Annotated in this window: 22 protein-coding genes, 1 tRNA gene and 1 other annotated feature; of the genes, 3 read left to right on the top strand and 20 right to left on the bottom strand. The window is 38.8% G+C overall.

Annotated features, from left to right (window positions below; genetic code table 11):
• Nucleotides 1–53: 53 nt before the first annotated feature.
• The gene (locus tag FF105_RS05915) at nt 54–998 is read right to left on the bottom strand and encodes an NAD(P)-dependent oxidoreductase (protein ID WP_010294223.1); all 945 of its coding nucleotides are present in this window, start codon (nt 996–998) and stop codon (nt 54–56) included.
• 159 nt (nt 999–1,157) lie between these two features.
• Here FF105_RS05915 and FF105_RS05910 point away from each other — a divergent pair, with 159 nt between their 5' ends.
• Both FF105_RS05910 and FF105_RS05905 read left to right on the top strand, forming a co-directional pair.
• Nucleotides 1,158–2,201, top strand: coding sequence for a branched-chain amino acid aminotransferase (locus FF105_RS05910; RefSeq protein ID WP_010294225.1), 1,044 nt, complete (start codon nt 1,158–1,160; stop codon nt 2,199–2,201).
• Nucleotides 2,202–2,305: 104 nt separating this feature from the next.
• Entirely contained in the window at nt 2,306–2,743 is a 438-nt protein-coding gene (locus FF105_RS05905) for a pyridoxamine 5'-phosphate oxidase family protein (protein WP_010294228.1), read from the top strand.
• 28 nt (nt 2,744–2,771) lie between these two features.
• Here the strand turns inward: FF105_RS05905 and FF105_RS05900 are convergent, their stop codons facing one another.
• The 9 genes from FF105_RS05900 to FF105_RS05860 all read right to left on the bottom strand — a co-directional run bounded on the left by FF105_RS05900 (nt 2,772) and on the right by FF105_RS05860 (nt 9,405).
• Nucleotides 2,772–3,296, bottom strand: a complete 525-nt coding sequence (locus FF105_RS05900) for a YutD family protein (protein WP_010294230.1) — start codon at nt 3,294–3,296, stop codon at nt 2,772–2,774.
• Nucleotides 3,296–4,642, bottom strand: coding sequence for a bifunctional metallophosphatase/5'-nucleotidase (locus FF105_RS05895; protein WP_010294231.1), 1,347 nt, complete (start codon nt 4,640–4,642; stop codon nt 3,296–3,298). Before FF105_RS05895 ends, FF105_RS05900 begins: the two co-directional genes overlap by 1 nt.
• Nucleotides 4,643–4,652: 10 nt before the next feature.
• Complete coding sequence (locus FF105_RS05890) at nt 4,653–5,270, bottom strand: metallophosphoesterase family protein (protein ID WP_010294233.1); 618 nt, start codon at nt 5,268–5,270, stop codon at nt 4,653–4,655.
• Nucleotides 5,271–5,294: 24 nt separating this feature from the next.
• Entirely contained in the window at nt 5,295–5,741 is a 447-nt protein-coding gene (locus FF105_RS05885; protein ID WP_010294235.1) for a hypothetical protein, read from the bottom strand.
• 1 nt (nt 5,742) lies between these two features.
• Nucleotides 5,743–6,837 carry a M24 family metallopeptidase gene (locus FF105_RS05880; RefSeq protein WP_010294237.1) on the bottom strand — a complete coding sequence of 365 codons (1,095 nt, stop codon included), beginning with the start codon at nt 6,835–6,837 and terminating at the stop codon, nt 5,743–5,745.
• Between the two features lie 73 nt (nt 6,838–6,910).
• Nucleotides 6,911–7,228, bottom strand: coding sequence for a 50S ribosomal protein L27 (gene rpmA / locus FF105_RS05875; protein WP_002814840.1), 318 nt, complete (start codon nt 7,226–7,228; stop codon nt 6,911–6,913).
• Nucleotides 7,229–7,259: 31 nt separating this feature from the next.
• Nucleotides 7,260–7,559 (bottom strand): 50S ribosomal protein L21, encoded by a 300-nt coding sequence (gene rplU, locus FF105_RS05870; RefSeq protein WP_004911533.1) that lies wholly within the window; start codon nt 7,557–7,559, stop codon nt 7,260–7,262.
• 11 nt (nt 7,560–7,570) lie between these two features.
• Nucleotides 7,571–7,654 (bottom strand) — a sequence feature (ribosomal protein L21 leader region).
• 52 nt (nt 7,655–7,706) lie between these two features.
• Nucleotides 7,707–8,285: a TetR/AcrR family transcriptional regulator gene (locus FF105_RS05865; RefSeq protein WP_010293306.1), complete on the bottom strand. Its 579-nt coding sequence runs from the start codon at nt 8,283–8,285 to the stop codon at nt 7,707–7,709.
• 601 nt (nt 8,286–8,886) lie between these two features.
• On the bottom strand, nt 8,887–9,405 hold the full coding sequence (locus FF105_RS05860) for a hypothetical protein (RefSeq protein ID WP_010293303.1): 519 nt from the start codon (nt 9,403–9,405) through the stop codon (nt 8,887–8,889).
• Between the two features lie 98 nt (nt 9,406–9,503).
• On the opposite strand from FF105_RS05860, the gene FF105_RS05855 reads away from it, so the two are divergent.
• Nucleotides 9,504–9,577 (top strand) — tRNA-Arg (locus tag FF105_RS05855).
• A 1,256-nt stretch (nt 9,578–10,833) separates the two neighbouring features.
• Here the strand turns inward: FF105_RS05855 and FF105_RS05850 are convergent.
• The 10 genes from FF105_RS05850 to FF105_RS05805 all read right to left on the bottom strand — a co-directional run bounded on the left by FF105_RS05850 (nt 10,834) and on the right by FF105_RS05805 (nt 21,628).
• On the bottom strand, nt 10,834–10,995 hold the full coding sequence (locus tag FF105_RS05850) for a hypothetical protein (protein WP_290046455.1): 162 nt from the start codon (nt 10,993–10,995) through the stop codon (nt 10,834–10,836).
• A gap of 12 nt (nt 10,996–11,007) precedes the next feature.
• Nucleotides 11,008–11,673 carry a hypothetical protein gene (locus FF105_RS05845; RefSeq protein ID WP_290046454.1) on the bottom strand — a complete coding sequence of 222 codons (666 nt, stop codon included), beginning with the start codon at nt 11,671–11,673 and terminating at the stop codon, nt 11,008–11,010.
• A 109-nt stretch (nt 11,674–11,782) separates the two neighbouring features.
• Entirely contained in the window at nt 11,783–12,256 is a 474-nt protein-coding gene (locus FF105_RS05840; RefSeq protein WP_290046453.1) for a holin, read from the bottom strand.
• Between the two features lie 9 nt (nt 12,257–12,265).
• Complete coding sequence (locus FF105_RS05835) at nt 12,266–13,357, bottom strand: GH25 family lysozyme (RefSeq protein WP_290046452.1); 1,092 nt, start codon at nt 13,355–13,357, stop codon at nt 12,266–12,268.
• A complete protein-coding gene (locus FF105_RS05830) occupies nt 13,354–13,620 on the bottom strand; it encodes a hypothetical protein (protein WP_290046451.1) in 267 nt (88 codons plus the stop codon). The genes FF105_RS05835 and FF105_RS05830 overlap by 4 nt, the downstream gene beginning before the upstream one ends.
• Before the next feature lie 19 nt (nt 13,621–13,639).
• On the bottom strand, nt 13,640–13,942 hold the full coding sequence (locus FF105_RS05825; protein WP_290046450.1) for a hypothetical protein: 303 nt from the start codon (nt 13,940–13,942) through the stop codon (nt 13,640–13,642).
• An 11-nt stretch (nt 13,943–13,953) separates the two neighbouring features.
• Nucleotides 13,954–14,742 carry a hypothetical protein gene (locus FF105_RS05820; protein ID WP_290046449.1) on the bottom strand — a complete coding sequence of 263 codons (789 nt, stop codon included), beginning with the start codon at nt 14,740–14,742 and terminating at the stop codon, nt 13,954–13,956.
• A gap of 9 nt (nt 14,743–14,751) precedes the next feature.
• On the bottom strand, nt 14,752–15,843 hold the full coding sequence (locus FF105_RS05815; RefSeq protein WP_290046448.1) for a hypothetical protein: 1,092 nt from the start codon (nt 15,841–15,843) through the stop codon (nt 14,752–14,754).
• A complete protein-coding gene (locus FF105_RS05810; protein WP_290046447.1) occupies nt 15,840–16,733 on the bottom strand; it encodes a phage distal tail protein domain-containing protein in 894 nt (297 codons plus the stop codon). Before FF105_RS05810 ends, FF105_RS05815 begins: the two co-directional genes overlap by 4 nt.
• A gap of 65 nt (nt 16,734–16,798) precedes the next feature.
• Nucleotides 16,799–21,628, bottom strand: a complete 4,830-nt coding sequence (locus tag FF105_RS05805; RefSeq protein ID WP_290046446.1) for a tape measure protein — start codon at nt 21,626–21,628, stop codon at nt 16,799–16,801.
• Nucleotides 21,629–21,670 lie beyond the last annotated feature (42 nt).

The following is a 21,670-nucleotide window of genomic DNA, read 5'->3' as shown; positions in this document are numbered from 1 at the left end:
TCAATAATCTTTTTAAATTAGCATTTTTTATGCTAGTAAAGCAATTAATCAATTTAATATCCTTTGTTCAAATCAACCACATTTTGGACAAATGTTTGGTCTTTCATAAAACTAGGTACATTTTTTTCAAAGAGCCTGAATAAGCCACCTACCCGACCCGCATTAATATTCTCCCCCCAACTGGTATGTTGGGTTAGCAAAATTTGTGGCCGTTCAAATAACGGATGATCATGAGGTAATGGTTCAGGCGTTGTTACATCTAACGCAGCATATTTAACACGAGAATCATCAATTGCTTCAAGTAAAGCGGATTGATTCAAAGTGGTGCCTCGTCCAATATTTATAAACAAAAAGAGTTGGTTAAACTGCGCAAAGAAATGATCATCAAAAAAATTCTCTGTATCTTTTGTCCCAGGTAGCCCATCGACAATGACTTGTGCTTTAGCTAAACCAGCTTGATAGTCCGTCATTGGAAACGTCTCGTCAAAGCCTGCTACTGGTCGCCCACTTGTGTTGACACCATAGACTTTACCACCGAAAGCCTTGATATGATGGGCAATTTGTTGTCCGATTCGACCTGTACCAAAAACTAAAACAGGCAATTCACTAATTAAATATTGATCAGTGAATGGTTCCCAGTGAGTACGTGTAGCATAGACATTTAATCCCCGAGCAAAATATAGCAAATAACCCAATACTGTTTGAGCGATTGGCAATGCTTTCAAACCACTCGCATTTGTGACAGTGATACCACGCTGTGCTAATAAAGATAACGGTAAGTAATCCACACCTGCAGACTGTGCCTGAATCCATTTTAATTTGGTATTTGGTAAGCTTAATATTTTGCTGCCGATGGTGTTATCCCAAGCATAGCTAATAACTACTTCTGATAGTTGATCATCAGTTATTGTGTCAGGTGTCACAACATCAATATCATACTGCGCAAGAAAATCTCTGTTTTCTTGCGTCAGTGCCTTAACTGCAAGTAGTAATGTCATTTTAATCTCCAATTCTGGTTAACCCCATTAATTATAACCTTATTATACATGATTTGTTTAAACTGCACATGGTCGCCTTGAAAAAATGAAGGGTTGCACAATTTGTTTCTAAGCGTTATAGTAGTTTTATCATATTTCTCTAAGAAAGAAGGATGGACAATGTCTGAACAACAGAAAGCAAAACCCGAAGATTTTGATTGGGATAACTTGGGATTTGAATATCATGATCTTCCCTATCGTTTCCGAGCTTATTATAAAGATGGTAAATGGAGTGAAGGTGGCCTTGAAACAGATGCCAACATTCCAGTGAATGAAGCTGCAACTGGCCTTCACTATGGCCAAAATATTTTTGAAGGATTAAAAGTATACCGTCGAAAAGATGGTGGTGCTAACTTGTTCCGTCCTGACCGTAACGCCAAGCGCTTGCAAAATTCCGCTGATCGTTTGATGATGGCGCCTGTACCCGAAGAACTCTTTTTACGTGCTTTGAAGGAAGTGGCCAAAGCCAACCAAGACTTTATTCCCCCATATGGCACTGGTGCAACACTTTATTTGCGTCCTTTTGAATTTGGTGGTGGTCCAGTGGTTGGTGTTCATCCGGCTGATAATTATGTTTTTGAAGTTTATGCAACACCCGTTGGCGCCTATTATAAGGGTGGCTTAACACCAACCGCTTATGTCACTAATCATTATGATCGTGCAGCACACGGCGGTACTGGTGCAGCCAAAGCTGGCGGTAACTATGGTGCTTCCATGTTAGCAGGTGATGAGGCCCACAAAGCCGGATATTCGGATGTTGTTTATCTTGATCCACGTCTTCATGAAAACATTGAAGAACTTGGATCAGCCAACTTCTTTGGCATCACAAAAGATGGCCGTTTCTTGACACCAAAATCTCCTTCTATTTTGCCTTCAGTCACAAAGTACTCTTTGCTTGCTGTAGCACAAGAGCTTGGTCTAAAAGCTGAAGAGACAACAATTTCCATCAATGATCTTGATCAGTTTGCTGAAGCCGGTGCAATGGGAACTGCTGCCGTCATTTCGCCAGTAGGATCAATTACACATCAAGGTAATAAGCATGTCTTCTATTCTGAAACTGAAGTCGGACCGTGGACTCAAAAACTATATGATCGTTTGACGGCGATCCAATATGGCGATCAAGAAGGTCCTGAAGGTTGGGCAGTTGATGTACCACTTGACTAGTATTTAAAAAAGCGCTGTCCGCGCTTTTTTATTTTTCCTAAATTCACAATTTGTTCACATTCAACAGCTATAATAGTATTAAAATACGAATAGTGAGGTATCTTATGTCCCCAGTTGAAGAAGCACTACGTCTCGGCGTGCATGTTGTTAATATTGCTACCATAAGTCTTGACGGCACACACCCATCAAATCGGTTTACTTATTATGCTTTACCTGAAACACTGACAAACTTTTTCTATATTACAACTTTCCGACAATCGACAAAAGTAAAAGAAATTGAGAACAATCCTCATGTGTCATTTACTACTGCCCCAAGCAATGAAAAAAATGCTTGGGTCGGCTCAAACGATGCTATTGCTGAAATTTTAGAAACACCGATTCAGACAGTCGTGCCGTTATTTAAAGATCAAATTGATGGTTGGTATGATACAGTTGGTGATCTGGATAACAATGATTGGGTAGTCATCAAAATCACTTTTAACTCTGCAATGATCGTGTCACAAGATGGTGTGAGTTATTTTCCTGAAACCGAAGATGATTAAAAAATAAGCTTAACCAAACAGGTTAAGCTTATTTTTGTTTAATTGTAAATGCACGTTTTTTCGTTGGTGCTTTTTTAGTCGATGGTTTTCCATTTTTGGACTTTGATTTTGTTTTTGGACGCTGTTTATTATCTTTGGATTCGCGCTTTGGCTTAGTATTTGGTTTATGTGAAGTATTTTCACGTGCCTCTCTGACGCGAGGATTGATATTTTCTAGCACAAAATAAGGTGCACCAAAATTAACGTACTCATATAAATAATCTTGTAAGGTTTGTATTTTATCTTGGTTAGCCACCGACTTATCATTGTGGTAGAAACCTTTTAGCCGCAATTGTTCAGCTGAAATATCACCCACTATATAATCATATTGGGCTAACAATGGTGTATACCGAATGGCTAATTTATCGACATCAAAAGCGTCTTTAAAATTATCAACCAATTCTAACGTTAAACGATCTATTTCGATTTCATCACCGCGCCGCGTCACACGGTAAACGGATTTTCTCTCTGCTTGCTGCGCTATCGTTTTTTCTTTAAGTGTATCGTGATCCATTAGTTATCCTTATTATATTTGTCAGTATAGTAGTCTGCCATTAATTCACGTAAAATAATGTTTAACGCAATTTCACTTGGTGCGTCAGCAATAATTGGAAAAAATGGAATCCATTTATAATGATCCAATGTCGCAATCTGATAGGATTGATCCATTATTAGATTCTCGCCATGATATAAAATTTGACCATCTTGCTGCCGATCAATACCATCAAAACGCATGTAACCAAATACTTTTCCCCTAAAACCACTACCTTTCATGGGAAAGTTGGCCAACTCAGCTGTCTGTTTTTCAATGCTGATCATCAAGTTTTTAATTTGTGTCCCAGTTAGTGTGATTAGCATCGGGTTGATCGCATGTGGCATACTTTCTAATAACTCGTAGCGACTCAGCTCGCCCTCAGGCAAATCTTCTACAAACATGCCAGTTGACACAAGTGCAGCAGGCACTTGATAGAAACGCTTCAAAGCACGCAAAGCATCATAGGCTTGCTCATCAGTACCAATTGTTCTTGGCAAAACTGCGACATGCTGCGATTCTAGTTCATGACGCCCTGCATTAAGCCACCCTTTAATTAAATTAAAGTCGTCAACAGACTCTGGCAACTCATAAACCGGTGTTGTCCTTGCCGCTTGATCAATAATTTTATGATCTTCCATCGTTAAAGTAACATCGCCAATATTTTCACCATAGCGACCGGCCCCTGCCAAAATTGTCTGATTAATCACTTTGCCGTGGGGTAACAAATGATGTGTATGAGCCCCAAGGATAACGTCAATATCATACTTTTTAGCGAGTCGCTCGTCTGTTGGCAATCCCAAGTGAGATAGCAGAACAATAACATCTGATTTTTCTCTGATTATTGGCAGCAAACGGTCTAACGTGTCGTCAACATCATGCGGCTGCCAACCTAGCGGTGGATATGTTAGTTCATACGGTGCCGTTAGACCCAAAACACCAATTTTTGTCCCTATCCCCGTTGTTAAAATTTTATATTCCTGCGCCCACTTTGGTTGACTATCATTGGGTAATTCTTTCAGGTTTGCTAATAAGACATCAAAATTTGCTTTATCATATAAATGATTAAGTGCCTCATGAGACAACACGAGGCCCTCATTATTACCAATTGTTACCCCATCATAATGACAATTGTTCATCAATTCAATATTTGCCCAGCCCATACTTGCATCCGTGAGGGGGTGTAACCTGTCAATCGCGTCGCCAATATCAAATGTAACTACTTCGCTATATGATCTTTGTTTTTCATGTAAAAATCGTGATACGCGTGGCCAATTTTCAAGGTGCGAATGGATATCATTTGTATGTAATATGTGAATTGTTTCCATAACACCCCTCCTATACGCGCTGCAAATAGTCTCTCTTTTTCCCAGCAATAATCGCTATTACTTCATTTTCACTCAAAGGCGCACCAAATGGCACACTATTGCTGGGCAAATAATCAATATCAGGTGAATCTACACCGACATTAATATTTTCCTTAGCATGAACACTATAATTGTGAATGTGACCATGCAGATTAATTTGATTTTTGGTCAAACCTAACATCATCGGATAATGCGTTAAAAACACTTCGTGATGATCAAATTTCAACCTGACCCCAACCTCATGAAAGTCAAATTTTGGTTGACCATTTTGGCTATTTAGCTGTTGTTGGGCCAAATATTTGAACAAAGCACTGCTATCATGATTGCCTTTAATCAACACAATATGACCATTTAAATGCGATAAAATGTCAAATGTCTGAGCCATGATCAAGCTAGCCGGTTTAGTATATTTCATTGCAATGTCGCCAAGATGATAGACAGTATCATTAGGCTTCACCTTAGCATTCCAATGGTTAATGATTGTCTCATTCATATCTGCTACCGTCAAAAATTGTGAGCGTGGAGAAAAAACTTGACTAGTTAATAAACTATCGTGATAAAAATGGGTATCTGCTGTATAAAAATTCATTGTTTACAAAACCCTCTCCACCAACTACTTGCCAAAACGATACACAAACTCTGAAAAATCATCCAAATTTGCTGGAAAAGCATTTAATCCCCAAATGAGGCGTTCCGGCTGACCAGGAATCTGGTAGCGGACACCCCATTCGTCATTTCGGCTCGGATCATCATACGATGGTCCACGATATTCAGTTAACCATGTTTTAATATAAGCCATGGCTTCTTGAGAAAAATGATCCCATACATTGGTCATATCAACCCAATCTTCCCGATAGCGCCAATTAAATGGCTCCCCTTGGTCATTATAGTGAGGATTATAAAAATCGAATTCCGGATCCAAAATATCTTTAGCTTCTTGTGATTTGCTGTCACTTTGCCAAAAAGCATGTCCCTCATGACGTTTTATATAAACGTAATCAAACCCATTGACTAAATTTCCGCGATAAAACACCAAAAAATCTAATCGTGTTTGTGCCATATTAAACTCCAATCACCAACAATTCTTTTGACAAATTGGCTGTCAAATTTTCGTATCCGTCTGCAGTCACAATGACATCATCTTCAATACGAACACCACCCTTGCCACCAAGGTAAATGCCAGGTTCAATTGTCAATAAATGACCAGCCTGCATTTCGTCACTAGAACGTGGACTTATCGCAGGTCCTTCATGAATATCAAGCCCCACACCGTGACCGCCACCATGATTGTACTGTTCAGCATAACCATGCTCCGAAATGTAATCACGAGCAACTTTATCAATTTCGCTACCTGAAATGCCGGGTTTGACAATGGCAATGGCATTTTCATTTGCTTGTTTAACAATATCATAAATTTCTTTTAATTCGTCACTCACTTGGCCGACAGCGATGGTCCGCGTAACGTCTGATGTATAACCATCGACATAATAGCCAAAGTCAATTGTTACCAATTCACCATCAGCTATTACCTTATCTGTTGCTTCCCCATGGGGTAACGCTGAACGATATCCTGAAGCCACAATTGTGTCAAATGAAGCTTTTTCAGCACCATATTTTTTTTGTAAACGATCTAATTCGTTGGCCACTTCGCGCTCTGTTTTACCTGGTTGAATAAATGGTATTAAATCTTGAAAAGCTTTGACAGATGCTGTGGCTGCAAGTCTTAGCGCAGCCAATTCACTTTCATCTTTTACTTCTCGCAAAGTTTCAATAGCACTTGGCAGTGCATCAAATTCAATGTTTGCAGGTAATAGTTCATCTAAATAATCGTATATGTTATACGGCATATCTGCTTCAAAAGCCAAATGTTTGATACCAAATTCTTGAGCAGTTGCAACTGCATCTTCGTAATATGCCCTAGTTATTTTTAAATCAACCCCTTCAGGCAAACGATCTTTATAGTCTTCTTCATATCGAGCATCTGTAATCAGTCGTGCTTGATTTAAACTAACAAGGACAACCCCATCACCAGTTCCGCCATCAAAACCTGTTAGATATTTTGTGTTAAACCCTTGGTATACAATCATACCGTCTAAATCAAGCTTTTTTAAAAGTGCTTGTAATTTTTTAAGCCGTGCTTCGTAATATTTTGTCATAATAATCTCTTTTCTCGTTCTGCTTTCATTATAGCAAAAAAGACTGACCTAAGTCAGTCTTTAGAATAGCTACTTACTTGGCAGCAGCAACGATTTCATTGTATTGTTCACGTGTATAAACAGATACTTGACGCTTTTCGCGACCTTTACGCTCAAACTTAACAACACCGTCTGTCAAAGCAAACAATGTGTCATCGCCACCCTTTTTAACGTTTACGCCTGGATAAATATGCGTACCACGTTGGCGGTAAATGATTGAGCCAGCAGTCAAATCTTGTCCGTCAGCAACTTTAGTGCCTAAACGACGACCTGCTGAGTCACGACCGTTGGCTGAAGATCCGCCACCTTTGTGGTGAGCGAACATTTGCAAGTTTTCTTGATTCATCAACATAAGTCTATTTCTCCTTTACAAGTAGTAATGATTACGCGATTGAATCAATCTTCACGCGTGTATATGGTTGGCGGTGGCCTTGCTTAGTATGTGAATGCTTCTTGGCACGGTACTTGAAAGTAACAACCTTCTTTTGCTTGCCTTGCTTTTCAACTGTGCCTTCTACCTTTGCACCATCAACAAATGGTGTACCAATTTTTGAATCAGTCAGAACAACTTGGTCAAAAGTTACCTTTTCACCTTCAGCTGCGTCCAACTTTTCAACGAAAATTGTGTCACCTTCAGCGACTTTGTATTGTTTGCCGCCAGTTACAATAATTGCATATGCCATTATTGAATTCTCCTTATACTTAGACTCACCATCACAGGCGGTTAGGCCCTAGTCCCAAACATGCTTTAACCTGATCTGAGTGGTTGTAGCTTTGCTAACAACCCTTATATTTTACCAGTTGAAAATGCATTAGTCAAATCTAATGCGCTATTTTGCGGCTTTAGGCGTAAAGTCAAATAAACCTAACCCCGTATCTTTGATAACAGTCGGATTGCCTCGCCATAAAACTGCGAATTCTTGCAGCAAATCATCTTGTGTCATATTCATATCATCACTCAACCACCGCGCAATCATAGCCCAGAAGCCTGCATTAATTGTCTCCCACTGATATTGCAATCGTCGATTAACATCCTGAGCTGATGCATTCACTTTGGTTTGCATTTGCGTCCTGAGACGATCAAACAGTGCATGCTGGAAAGAAGGATCGGCATGATGATTCAACACCGCATTATAAAAAGCGGCTTGGCGGCTGACACTGGCAATCATTTCAGCAACAATAAAAGTTTCTTTTGTATGTAACAATAAATCATTCAATATGACATCATTGACTTCAGAAATCAAATGTTCTTTATTGGCATAATACTTATAAAAAGTTCCCCGCGTAATATCGGCGCGTGCTAGTAATGTTGTAATCGAAAATCCAGGTTGCGTTGTCAATAAAGCAATAGTTGCTGATTGAATAATTTGCCGCGTGCGCACAATGCGAGCGTCAATTTTCTTGGACACAGTTTTATCCTCCTTTGCAGCATTTGTTTTTATTATACCATCTCTATCGCTAACCAAAAGTAATAAACTTGTGATGATTTGAAGCTATGTACGGTGGCTCCCATTGTTGGGGTAAACGTTTTTCAAACTCAGAATTATGAAAAGGAATAGTTGAATTAGAATGTTTTGTGTTGCGGAGTCACCTTAAGTGATATCATATCATGTCAGTCACATTTAGCTATGTGCATAACCAACAAATTTCGAACATGTTTTAGGTCATATTAACCAACTATTTTGAAGCATTAATTTATAATTAATACCTTATCGAGTATCTGAAGACAACTAAATAACGTTAATTGTGTTAGAATATCTTCATATAAGTTGTATGAGGAAAATCATGTCAGCCTTCACTTTATTATTTATCTACACCTTAATCTTAATTACGATTTTAATCATTGGCATCGTTATTCATAATAGTCACATGATTATCGCCGGTATAATTGGTGTTTGTGTTCAAATTGCAATGCTAATTTACTTATGTTATTTTATTGTGCCATACATGTAGCAAATAAAAACTGCTATGACCCTCAAAAAGTAGATCACAGCATTTCTTATCTCTTAACTATTCTTCGTGCTTAGCACCAATTTGATAAATAGCCTGCTCAATATTCAAATCACTTTTCATTTGCGCAACAATATCAGCCCTCTGCGCCGAACTCTTGTTGATTGCGTTAACTGACATTAAAATAATAGTATCAAATGCGCTGTGAAAGCGTGAGGCCACGCTACCATCAATGTTATACTTGCCTGTTTGAGCTGCTTTCGCAATTGTAACGATACCATTTTTCCCATACAATGCATCTCGCAATGATTGAGCATCAGCCTCACTTAAATTACTACGATTGTTTTTTATGATTTTGTCAGCATCTTTTTCAATGGCCGACATCGTTGCTTGCTTTTTATAATTAAATTTGTTCAAATCACTAATTAGCGCTTTTATGTCGGAACGTGACGTTTTCAAATGCTGATAGTCATCTTTTGGCATTGAAACACCAGCATATTTGGGCTGTTGACTGAACGTAATAAAGGCAACAAGTAATGCAACAACAATTGCTGCTAGTGCAATAAAGGCTTTTCTCATAAATATTCTCCAAGTTTATCTAACTCTAGTATAAATCAAATAACGAATTAAAAAAACTCTTTCATGAATCGTTCTAAAATGGTATCATAGTAAAGTACGCGTTGGTAGCTCAGCTGGATAGAGCAGCCGGTTTCTACCCGGCAGGTCGAGGGTTCGACTCCCCCTCAACGCATTTTGACCGCTGTATCAGGATTACTGGTATAGCGGTTTTTTGTTACTTAAACATTGGTGTGTAAGGATTTATAGTTGTTTTTAGTTGTTTTTAGTTTTCATAAGTTTTCACTATTTTATCGTTCGAGTGCTACAATAGTGCTACAATTTTTTTCCAAATAAAAAAAGCTCAACTAGAATTTAATCCGGTTGAGCGTTTTCTATCTTATTAATGTATTTTCTTTGGTGAAGAAAGCACATATATTATTTTAACTTACTTAATAATAGTTATCAAATAAAAAATCGGTTAGATGTCGAACTAACCGATTGAGCATTTAGGGAGTAGTTTTATAAAAAAACTACATGAATCATTATATATGACTTACTAATATATAGCAAATAAAAATGCCCGCCATTTGATAAACTGGGTGTGTTCATCTGGCGAACTAATATAATACGAGGAAGTATTACGGATACGATTATACACTTATATTTATCTCTATGTACGTACAAGAACCCGGCAGGAGTAATAACAAATACTAATCAGTTCCCCAACGTCCTGCCGAGCAAGCAAATTATATTTAATCAAATTTAAATGAATATTAAAACCCAACAATCTGCGCAGATATCAGAAGGATGGACGTTAAACTCTGATAGCGATTGTTGGGCTGACTTCATGTTATCACTCTTATTTTTTGAAAGCAAATAAAAGCTCAACAACCATGTAATCGTAATTTAGAGAATAATAAAGCGTTAGCTAATGTAATATATTTTGGTTGTTGAGCCAAATATAATCATACCCCTTGAATTTCAAAATGCAAACAAAAAGCAGGTACTACCTGCCGTCTGCTAGTTTATATCAAAATATATCGTCTCTAATAATACCACTACCGTTTATTAAAATCAAAATTAGTTATTAATAAAACCCAACAAGTTGAAAACGATCCCATAAGGAAGAGCTCGCGAGAGCATGAAACCGATTGTTGGGTCTGTAGTCCACTCTTGAAAGAACTACGATTCTATTTTATCACAGATTAAAACCCAACGATCATTGTGCGATATCGGTAGACATCTAGGTCTAGTTCCGATAATGATTGCTGGGTAGTGTCGACATAAGACTTACTTATTGTAAGCTATTTGAATTTTAATTGCAAACAAAAACCCAACAAACATATCAGATTCGAAATTGGAAGTAACTCATCATCATGTTCTTGGGCTATTTAATAGTATCACTTGTGCGGGTTTGGGGCAAATAAAAAAGCCTAAATGCAGGCCTTTTCAACCTAGTTTAGGCTTCCTTTTTAATGTCGCCATCGGACGTGATCCGTTGGATGCCTTTACTAATTCCTGGGAAAAAATTTTTTCATTGCTTTCCTTTGCTTGTTTAATAATAGATTCTGTAATCGCTGCAGATATTTCGTCAAAAACTTGTGTCACCATGATTATTTCTCCTTATGACTCATTTTCTAACTTCTTCTTTTCATTATCTAACTGTTTTTTCTGTTTGTCAATTGAATCGATTTTATTCCTTTTTTTCCAATCGTTATGCAATTTATGAATATTAGCAAAAGGAGCCTCCTCACTTTGCAGAACATCAAGAACATCACCGTTACGATCTACAAAGTTCAAAAAAACATTATGAATTATTGGATATGCTAAGTCATCTTCTACCATCCCGTAGTTCATATAAATTGAAAGTTGTTCTAAATTATTAAAAGTATCAGGCATACCCGTGCTCATTTTAGCATTGGTAGTTAGCTTTTTAATTAAATCATCGGGCAATTCCTTTTCCGTAATTTTCTTAGTAATTCCTCTTTTTCTAAACTTTTCATTAGCCTGATCAACTACCTGTTTTTTCATCTCTACAAAAACACTTGGCCAACTGCTCTCTTGTTCGCTAATTCCAGGAATAATGTTTGTTGCAAAACTGCGCAGTACATCAATCGAATTTTGAACTCTTTTGTTTTTGGCATTTTCTATCTCAGCTAATTCCTTTTTTGTTTTTAATTTTTGACTATCTCTATACGAACCAATCGCTAAAAAAACACCAACAACACCGATTATGGTTGCAACATAAGATGCACCTTCCAAAATCATCAACAATACAGCCCAATTCATAATTTTCTCCAAATGTATAATTTTAATCTAAGAGTATCACACCACAAATATATTGGCAATAAAAAACCGCCCAACCAGAAATAATCAAGTCGGGCGGGCTTTATTATATTCAATTTTGTAAGGCGTTAACCTTTGCTTGTGCGTCAGCTAATGCCTGTTGTGCTTTGGCTAATTCATCAGCCTTAGCTACTTCACTAGCTTGTTGTGCTGCTGCTTCTTGCGCTTTAGCTTGTTCAGCCGTCATCTGTGGGTACGTCTGATTCAGTTCATTAATCAATGTAGCGTATTCTTTTTCAATAGCGTTCTTGATTATTGTTTCATTTGCATTTGAAAGTCCTAATGTTAATAGCGCTTTTTTAACGATATCAACGGCACCTAACTTCTTGGCTTCGCCATTTAGGTATTGTGTCACACCTAACTTTTGCATAGCTACGATTGCAGCCTTTGCCAGTGGTGATAGAACGTTAATCAACGTTGTAGCTTTGCTATTACCAGTAATGACTTTACCAATCCAACCACCAATGATTGGAATAGCTGCCAAAGCGATTGCGATAATAACATCTGAAATACTATTTACTTGCATGTGATCTCCTTATTTGATTGTTGCAAACGACTTCATCATTGACACTGGCTCACCACCAATTTCAACATTGATGGTCGTTGCCGTCTGTGAAATGACCTTGTACTTGCCAGTCAAAGTGAAGTATTCCATACGTCCGTTGTTGCCTTGAATGTATTGATTTTTCAACTTATTACCGTATCGGTCAGTCAAAGTTAAGGCTGAGATAGGAATATAGTTGTTGTAATCAATCACTGGAATACTCATATCAATGTTGACACCGTACATTTTGTTATTGTACTTAGTCCAGTAATCAGCCACGTAGACACCGCTAAAGGTTGCATAACGTGTCTTTTCGGGTGTACTTGGTGTGTTAGTTGACTGTGATGGCTTTGAAGCTGTTTGTTCGGCTGGCTTATCATTATCCAATGAACCAACCACCATAACGTTACCGTCAACACCGTAGTGATTATCTGCATACTGCCAAATCTTCACGTTGGAATAGTTTGGGAAGTATTGCATAGGTGGTGTTGCTTGATGTGCGGTGGTTAAGTACCAAGCTAACCACAAAGCATTTGGATAACGTGCATTGATACGGGTTAAATCAACGTATGAATTGACGTAGCTTGTGTAGCTATAAAACATTGGTTTGTAACCAGCAGCGTAAATCTGATCCATGAACGTCAAAATAGCCGTAGTGTTGTTAGCCTTGTTAGCACCAGCGCCTGCTTCATAATCCAATGCGATGTAGCTACCCTTAGCTAATCCAGCGTTCTGTGCGTCTTGTACAGCTAGTTGTGCGTGATAACTCGCTTCACTAACTGAATCACCAAACTGCCCCCAGAAATAACCACCTGTTTGCATACCTACGGCATCAGCGTTATGAATTTGGGCGTAGGCTTTAGGGTTCACATAATGACTACCCTCACCACCGCCTCGTCCACCTAGCTTAACCATGGTGAAATTATCACCATAGCTCTTAAACTGGCTGAAATAGCTTGTGGTTGTGCCTTGATAACTGGCAACGTCAATACCATTTGTATTGGCTGATACACCTGAAATCGTGGCAACTAAAAAGGCAACTGCTCCAATAGAAGCAATCACCCATCGTTTTAAATTATTCATTTGTCCATCCTTTCATGTTCTAAAAGTTGCAGCCTTGTTTCGTGACCGTTTACTTCTCTTTCAATGTCTTCAATCTGTTGCAAACTTTTTTCTAATATTTTAGTCTGATTAGCTACATTGTCAGATAAAGCGTTTACAGCATTCTTCAAAGGGTCAATAGCCTCATTGAATGAGTTCTTGAATAAATAATTGAACAATCCATAAAACAGCCCCACAGTGACACCAATCTCTCCTATTAGTATTAAAATATGTTCAGCACTCATATCATTTACGCACCTCCTTTCATTGACTCAACGCTGACATGCTATCAGAAGTTGAATCGCTAGTGCTATTGGCATCTGATTCACTTACAATCGGCACTGTTTCATCAGGTGTTTGAACATTTTCTGATTGAATAATTTTTAGGAATTCATCAAAGGCAGTAATAACCTTTTCTTTATTCGTTTGATAGCCAGGTATCGTGTTGACCGACACCGTAATGCTCTGCACAACGTCATTTGTCTTTTGTGCTGTAAAATCTGCTACCAGAACATTACCATCATCATTAACTGGCTGCTCATAAGCGGTTGTTACGTTTTTATTCATCTATGCTCCTCCTATTCCAAAGGATAATTAAAGTTCGCGTTAAAGTTCCCACGAGTATTTGAACCTGTGAAGTCCACAAACATAAATCCGCTTGCCTGAACATTTAAACCAACAATATTAACAGCAGATGAGGAGTAAGTATGAGCAGCGACATACATAGGGACGTCAGGAGAGAATAGTGGCGTTAGCGTGCCCACTTGGTTACCATTAGTTGACTTTGAAACGTTAAGTCCTTTAATCCTGACGTAAACAACATTATTGAGCAGGCGGAATTGAGCATAACTGTCACTCGCCACAAAACTATTACCACTTGCTAATGGCAGACTTTGCCAACCTGTATCGAACATCAGGTTTTGTTGTACAGTAGTAGTTGCTGTTGTCGTGGTCGTTGTGAATTTAGCAATCGCCATTTCATTAACAAAGCCACCATTATTCAAATCATCTTGCGTTAAAGTCCCTGTGACTGCTGCTAAATAAACCTGATTGACTTTCACAGAATAGCTTGGTGTTCCCGCACTGCCTGAAACATCGTTTGTTTTTGTTAAATCAACGACAATGGCAATATAACCACTTGAATTAGCAGGTAAAGTCAAAGTTTCGGGTTGTGTAATTTCGATTAACCGCCCTTGAATAATTGCTTGACCAGTTCCTATAGTTGCTACCAAACCATTAACTGTGATATTAAAGTTATTCCCTCTGGGTAAAATAACTGATTGCCCGTTCGTGATGGCGGTGTATAAACTTGCATCATTAGCCGGACTGACCGTGTTACGGTCTGATTGATACATTGTGATTGCCATAGTTCCTCCTTAATTATCAGTACCAAATAAGTCAGCCTTACCAAAGCGCAAATTACCAAATGTGAGTGAAATTGTATCACTATCACTGTTCAATGAATAAGCTGATAAAACTGACTTATAAGATGTTTGATTGTAATAAATATTTGATTGAAGCCCCAACTTAACCTTGTCTAAAGGCATAAAATTGTTATCAATCGGCATTGAAAATTGAATGTTGTGGCTATAGCTGTTACCTGATAATTCAGTTTGAGCAATTGAGTCATTGGTTGGGTTGTCAGTTGCTGTTTTATCGTACAAATACACATGTACTTGTGTTGGTTGCACAACATTTGAATTTAACGATTTAACTACTGTCCCATCTGTTTGTAGCCAATAGCGGGCAATGATTGACGGTGCTTCCATATTGGTAGAAGCTTTATCCACGATCCACAACTCATTGTTATAGCCACGCAACCCACGACTATCAGAAACGGTCCAACCCGTAAAATCATATTTATTATTCTTAAAATTCCACGTATCAGTCACTTGATGAATGTCAATTTCTGGATAATAAAAAGGCACACCGTTTGATGTCCCCTTTGCAATATCCTTAACTGTTAGTACCACATTGTGTAGCTTGAAACCGCGAATCAAATAATCAATAAAATTACTGGTGTTGTTACCATCAGAACTAGTGACTGCAAACGCTGTATTAGTTGAGTTAGTGATTGAACGTCCTAAAATATTGGTTGTAGCTGTTGAGTTAATATAGCCCTTTAATAGATTGATGATATGCGTTTCATAGCTTGTCCCTGACTTATTGCCAACCACAATTTCACCATTTAGAACATTCCAAATATAACAAGCCGTTAAGGTATTCTGATTGGTATCTCCAGCCATATCCACTGCTGTTAATTGTCCGTAATATAGGAGTGTTTTAGTGTTGGCTATTTCAATTGCAATGTAATCGCCTAACAAACTTGTGCCATTATCAGCTATAACAAAAGTAGACGTAGCGTTACTCAAATTATCCATCTGTAAGTCATAAGTTAACAATGGATAAGTCCCTCTAATCGTTAAATCAGTGCCCTTAAAGATAGTTGCTTGTAAAGATAAACTCATACCAGTAACCTCTCTTCTTTGAACGTGATATTTACATCAGAATCGGCATCTAAATAGAACAATACAGTTGATTCACCCTCTGGAATTTGCACAAAGTTAGTCTTAGTATAGTCCTGTAATTGGGACACATCAACGTAACTACCATCAGGATTATATAGCCTAGCGTACTGGTCTTCTGGATAAGAACTCACGACTAACTTTTGATTATCTGTTAGTGTCAACACAAAACCATCAGTCGCTACCACATTTCCTTTTTGAACAACCGTCCAAGTTGGATTAACTGAACACGGTCCCTTGACTGTAATAATACTAGGCGAGCCACTTTGTAGTCCAAAATATTGTGACTTATTATTAAGCGACATGACTTTTTCATTTGATGGTCGACTACTTTCTTGATAGACATAATAAGGTTGATAGGTATAGCTATATATTTTGGCGTATTGTCCTAAATTAGGGTCAGGATCATAACTCTTGTATTCCGCTGTCTTGTTGTTATACCAGTTGTTGATGAATTCTAGAGTGAATATTTCGTTTAACCTATCAAAGGCATCAATCGTGCTACCACCTATTTCAGTCTTGGTTAATGATTGCAAACGTGCGTTACGATAATAAGTATTGTCATCAAAATCATATTCCAAAGTATAAGGTTGATAAGCCAAAAATTGTGCAAAATCAGAAAACGATTGATACGATTGACTTTCAATGTCACCAAATTTCATATAAACCTGCATGATGCCTTGACTAAGCACTGACTTAGTTGGAATAAAATAAGTTTCGTACGGACTATATGAATTGGTGATTTGTAATCCAAGTCCTGTCGGCGTATACGAACGCAAACTAGGTGTGTTAATATCAACCGTCTCACCTCTGGCGTTTGTCAATTTAAACATTGATATCTCCCTTCTAAAACCCGCCCCATAGTGGTATTGTGCGTTTCAATGGCGAGTTCTTTTGTTTAATTAGCTAATCTATTTTGTCGATTTTGTAACGTTCTAGCCACGTTATTCAGAGCGTTTGTTGACAATGGTTCATGAGCCTTTTGAGTTTCACCCAGAATGGCACCGACTAACGAACTTAACGTATTCATCAGTTGATTATTCTGTGTAAGCAACGCTTCAACCTTTGAATTGTCAGTTGTTACTGGTGTACCATTAATTCTCTGTGTGGCTTCTGAAAGTAACTCTTGTGCTCTAGGCTGTTTTGATTGTGACAACGGAATAGCAATCTCTGGTCCATCTTCACCGAATATTGATGGCACTGTTGCAATACCACCGTTAGCATAACCATGTCCTTGACCCAAATAGCTCAATGATGATCCATAAGTCTTTTTTGCATAATTTAAAGCAGCAAGTAGATTGTCATATCCATTAAAGATATTTCCATGACCAGGGAACTTATTGGCATTGAATGTAGACGATATGGTTTGCATCAAACCTTTAGCCAAGTCACCCGATGCATTGTTAACATCACCAATGTTGCCCTGAACAGCCTTTTCATTACCACCTGATTCCGTTTGAATCTGACGGAGAACTTTATTGACCATATCAGAACTGGTGCTTAGTCCGTTGGCTTTCAAAGCGTCTTTAACTTGGTCAGTCCAACGTGTGACACCGGAACCAGATGGTGCGCCTTTACCACCTCCGCCGTCACTGCTTGACTTCTTAGCGCTACTAATCATCTTACTTAGAAAATCAGCGATACCTTTAATACTACTGTCAACCATACCTTTTGAAACACTGTGACCAACATCACCAACACCACTAATTGAATTGATGTTAAATGCCTTTTCAGCAATGCCCTCTAATGTCTTGACTGGGTCGGTTATTTTATCCAAAGCGTCCTTAGCAGCGTCAGAAACATCGTCCCAAACGTTTGAAGCACCCTTTGCGATTGAACTAATGAAGGACGTTATGTCAGTCGTACCTTTTGCGTAACCGGGCATTGTCTTGCCTAAACCACCGCTAAACAATTTAGCAGTATCTTTAGCGTTCAATATCTGATCGCCTGGATTCAAATTCACAACTTGAGCACCGTTAGTACCTAGAAAATCAATCTTTCCAGAATAAGGTTGGTACCTTGCTTCAACGCCGGCTTCACCTACCAATGCACGGCTGGCTCTGTTGAACCCTGTACCTACTGAATAAGCAGGCATAGCCATAGCTTGATAGTTGTACTTTTGACCATCAGTGCTAATGCCCTTGACACCAAACGGCTTAGTCAAGCTGTTAAAGAACTTTGCGATTCCGTCCCAAATACCTTGCAAGCCACCGCCTTGCTTTGATGATGCTTCCATTGAACTGTTAGCCTGATTAACCGCATGACTCACCACACCATGAGACTGGTCTTTAGCAGCACTAACAATTTGGCTCTTTTGGTCATTAGCGTGAGCTATTGTCTTGTCGTGTTGCGTTCTGGCAGCATTATCAGTATCATTTTGTTGCTTTTGTGCCTTATCAACAACACCGTTATATTGATCCCAAGCAGATTTAGTAGCCTTATCTTTTTGGTCTTTAGCCTTATCAATTACTGCTTTACGTTGCTCTTCAGCCCACTTTGAATTTCCTTTGTACTGGTTGTTTGCTGCCTTTACGGTATCATCATATTGGTCATCGGCTGCTTTGATAACCTCTTTTCTTTGACGTTCAGCAGCCTTTGTTACTTGGTCGTATTGCTTTAACGCTGCTTTGAAAATACCGTCGCGCTTTTTATCTGCAAGTGACACCGTTTGCTTATATTCTTTTTGAGCGTCGTTAACAGCATCTTGAAGTTGTTTGTTGCTTAACTTTCCTTTATCCTTAGTCAATTTTGACAATATTTCAGTTTGCTTGTTAGAAGCAAGTTGAATTTTACCAGATAGGGTTGTGTGTAACTTAGCTTCGGCTACCGTAGTTTTCGTTGCGTCCTTAACTGTCAATTTGTTGATTGCTGACTTTTTCTTGCGGTCGTCTTCGGCTAACGCTTGCTCTTTTTTCTTGTAGTCACGTTGGACTTGAACAGAATTTTCACCATACTTAGCAGCGTCTTGCGCAATCTTTTTGTCCCATTTTGCACCGTCAGACTCTTTTTGCTTGTTCCATTTAGTTTCAAGTGCAGCACGTTGCTGTGCATAATACTTCGTGAGCGCAGTTCTATCTGACTGGCTTAATTTCTCAATCTTTGTGGCTTGACTACCCTCTTTTTGAATAGCGGCTAAACGCTTTTCATATTCAGCTTTGGTTAAATCGCCATTTTTATAGAGCAACTTAATATCAGCAGTATCTTGCTTTTGCTTGTCGCTGTAATACTTTTTAGCCGCTTGATTTAACTTGTCGTATGATGACTTACTGCTAATTTCAGGGACTTTAAGCTTTGTTTTGGATAGTCCTTTTTGAATGCTTTTACCGAGCATTTCACCAATTTTATCGCCACCTATCGAACCAATCCCTGCACCAATAGCAGTTCCGATACCAGGTAATATCGCCGTTCCGATCGCTGCACCGGCTGCACCACCGGCTAAGTTACCACCGAATGAGCCAACTTTACCACCTGCGTTTTTTGAGTTAATCCCTATCAGGTCTGTGGAAGCACCTAAAACACTCAATAAACCAGTAGCACCAACAGCAACTTTACCAGCACCGGTCAAGCTTTTCAGCTTTGATAGCATTCCAGCATCTTTTGCTAATGCACCGCCTGCTCCTGAAGCACGACTGCCAACACTAGCAACATCTCCAGCTACCGTTTCAGCGGCAGAAACACCTTTACCGATTTTTCCAATTGATCCACCACCAGAAGACAAGGCATTGTTTTCCATCAAAACGGCGTTTTGCTCTTGCAAAGCTTTTGTTTCAGATTTGATACCAAATACATTGGTAGCCCACTTAATACCATCTTTGATAGTATTAAAGGTATTGAGTGTACTGTTCACTAATTTAACAGTCCCCACAACACCTTTAAAAGCTAGATCAACACCAATAATTGAAGCAGCCATAACTTTAAACTGTTGGGGGTGCTTTTCTGCAAATTCTCCAAGTTCTTCTAACAAGGGCAGTGCTATTTTTAGTGTGGAACCCATGACTCCAAAACCAGCACCACCTAATTCCTTAGTCATTTTAAAGAAGTTGGTTATATCATTCGCGTGTGCTGCAATATAAGTACCAAAGCGTTCTGTATCTTTGGCCAAGCCGTCCATGAACTGATTAGCACCATTAGTGAAGTCGGTTGATTTAAATTCTTTTCCAAAAGCGGTTGTAATGCTGTCAAAAGACTTGCTAACAGCTTCTCCAACTTTCGTAAATTCAGCTTCTGTGCTTTTATCACTAACCCATTTAGATACTGCACCAAATATAGGGTTCTTTGCTTCCATAATAGGCTTTGTAAGTGCACCGGCTAACGCAGCACCACGTGCAGAAATAACACGTTCCATACCAGCTGTGGTACTCATCATGTTTTCAGAAGCCTTGGCGTATTTTTCACCTAACTCATTCATGACAGCTTCGGCATCTTTTGCGCTGATTTTACCGGCTGACATCTGGTCACGTAACTGTGCCATTGTCAGGTTATGGTTTTTCTGCTGTTGTTGCTCAAACTCTAACAGCTTTTCACCGTACATAGGCAGTTGATCGGTAATCATGTTGAAATCGCCAAGTTGTAGCTTGGTTGATGTCATCATGTGAGTGAAATTCAAACCTAATCGTTGGGTATCATCAGCTGTCATACCGATTGTATCGGCCATAGTTAGGATTGACTTTGTTAACTGATCTGTTGGCGCTTGTTGGTTGAATACGTGATAAAACTGTTGCTCCAGTTCATTTGTTAAGTCTGATGATTGGCCAAAAGCGGTACTAATCTTATTGACACTATCAACCATAGCCTGACCTTTATCAGCGCTACCAGTCAATGTATTCCAAGTCGCAACCATTACCTGCTGCTCTTTGTTGTACTCGGCTCCTTCTTCAATTAAACTATGAATTCCATTTTTGACTTGCGATATAGCGGATATGGTACCACGAGCTACAATATCAACACCGATTAAGCGTAATAGGCGTGTGTGTGTTGTTGCTAGTCCGCCGTTCGCCTTATCAATTCCATTCGAAAACTTAGACCAGCGTGATTCATTGGTTGCTTCTTGAGTGGCAGTTCCAACCTCTTTCATACTGGTTTTTGTTCTTGCCAGAGCAGTTCCGGTACGTTCCAAAGCTAACGTTTGATTTTTGATTGCAGATTCGTCTTTTTCTTCGGCACTCGTCAAAGATTTCAAACGTTCTTCTTGCTTTTGATAAAGGTCGCTGGTTAATTTAACCTTTTCAGCCAAACCTTGTTTTTCGCGAGCGTTGGCTTCTGTTTCTTTTCCCTCTGCACGCAACCGTTCAACTTGGACTCTGGTTAATTCATCATTATCCTTAATCGCCTTATTGACACTAGTAATGCCAGTTGTTTGTAAGTCATAAGCAGCTTTAGCCTTTTCCTGCTGGCTAACTAATGAAACCAACTTTGTTGTAGCGGTGTTGTATTGACGTTCTAACTTTGCGTATTCTTCTGAATTTTTGCTAGTAGACTTGGCTTCTTCGTCCATTTGTGACTTCAAAGAGCTAACCAAAGTCTTTTGCTTGTCAACCGTTCCTGCTAAACCATCATATTTAGACTTGATAGACGCTAAATCATCACCGGCTGCTTTTAGTGTGGCAGATTGTGCTTTCCATGCAGCAGTATTCGATTGTATTTCAGCCTTTAATGATTTTACTGACTGTACCGCTTCGGCAGTGTCTAATGACACCTTGTTTGCTGCATTTCTGCTAATGTCTGCCATGTATTACCTCCTATTGACTGAATTAAACAATGCTAATGGATC

The organism is Leuconostoc sp. UCMA20149, assembly GCF_030400235.1.
In the GTDB taxonomy this organism is placed as follows: Bacteria; Bacillota; Bacilli; order Lactobacillales; family Lactobacillaceae; genus Leuconostoc; species Leuconostoc pseudomesenteroides.
The sequence above is the reverse complement of the archived record's forward strand: the minus strand, read 5'-3'. Positions and strand labels throughout refer to the sequence as shown.

Coding starts and splice junctions, on each gene's coding strand:
- FF105_RS05895 (WP_010294231.1), bottom strand. CDS start 4,642: ATGGAAACAATTCACATATTACATACAAATGATATCCATTCGCACCTT.
- FF105_RS05845 (WP_290046454.1), bottom strand. CDS start 11,673: ATGAATTGGGCTGTATTGTTGATGATTTTGGAAGGTGCATCTTATGTT.
- FF105_RS05915 (WP_010294223.1), bottom strand. CDS start 998: ATGACATTACTACTTGCAGTTAAGGCACTGACGCAAGAAAACAGAGAT.
- FF105_RS05825 (WP_290046450.1), bottom strand. CDS start 13,942: ATGAATAAAAACGTAACAACCGCTTATGAGCAGCCAGTTAATGATGAT.
- rplU (WP_004911533.1), bottom strand. CDS start 7,559: ATGGCATATGCAATTATTGTAACTGGCGGCAAACAATACAAAGTCGCT.
- FF105_RS05830 (WP_290046451.1), bottom strand. CDS start 13,620: ATGAGTGCTGAACATATTTTAATACTAATAGGAGAGATTGGTGTCACT.
- FF105_RS05840 (WP_290046453.1), bottom strand. CDS start 12,256: ATGCAAGTAAATAGTATTTCAGATGTTATTATCGCAATCGCTTTGGCA.
- FF105_RS05890 (WP_010294233.1), bottom strand. CDS start 5,270: ATGAATTTTTATACAGCAGATACCCATTTTTATCACGATAGTTTATTA.
- FF105_RS05835 (WP_290046452.1), bottom strand. CDS start 13,357: ATGAATAATTTAAAACGATGGGTGATTGCTTCTATTGGAGCAGTTGCC.
- FF105_RS05860 (WP_010293303.1), bottom strand. CDS start 9,405: ATGAGAAAAGCCTTTATTGCACTAGCAGCAATTGTTGTTGCATTACTT.
- FF105_RS05820 (WP_290046449.1), bottom strand. CDS start 14,742: ATGGCAATCACAATGTATCAATCAGACCGTAACACGGTCAGTCCGGCT.
- FF105_RS05905 (WP_010294228.1), top strand. CDS start 2,306: ATGTCCCCAGTTGAAGAAGCACTACGTCTCGGCGTGCATGTTGTTAAT.
- FF105_RS05900 (WP_010294230.1), bottom strand. CDS start 3,296: ATGGATCACGATACACTTAAAGAAAAAACGATAGCGCAGCAAGCAGAG.
- FF105_RS05910 (WP_010294225.1), top strand. CDS start 1,158: ATGTCTGAACAACAGAAAGCAAAACCCGAAGATTTTGATTGGGATAAC.
- FF105_RS05880 (WP_010294237.1), bottom strand. CDS start 6,837: ATGACAAAATATTACGAAGCACGGCTTAAAAAATTACAAGCACTTTTA.
- FF105_RS05885 (WP_010294235.1), bottom strand. CDS start 5,741: ATGGCACAAACACGATTAGATTTTTTGGTGTTTTATCGCGGAAATTTA.
- rpmA (WP_002814840.1), bottom strand. CDS start 7,228: ATGTTGATGAATCAAGAAAACTTGCAAATGTTCGCTCACCACAAAGGT.
- FF105_RS05815 (WP_290046448.1), bottom strand. CDS start 15,843: ATGAGTTTATCTTTACAAGCAACTATCTTTAAGGGCACTGATTTAACG.
- FF105_RS05850 (WP_290046455.1), bottom strand. CDS start 10,995: ATGGTGACACAAGTTTTTGACGAAATATCTGCAGCGATTACAGAATCT.
- FF105_RS05805 (WP_290046446.1), bottom strand. CDS start 21,628: ATGGCAGACATTAGCAGAAATGCAGCAAACAAGGTGTCATTAGACACT.
- FF105_RS05810 (WP_290046447.1), bottom strand. CDS start 16,733: ATGTTTAAATTGACAAACGCCAGAGGTGAGACGGTTGATATTAACACA.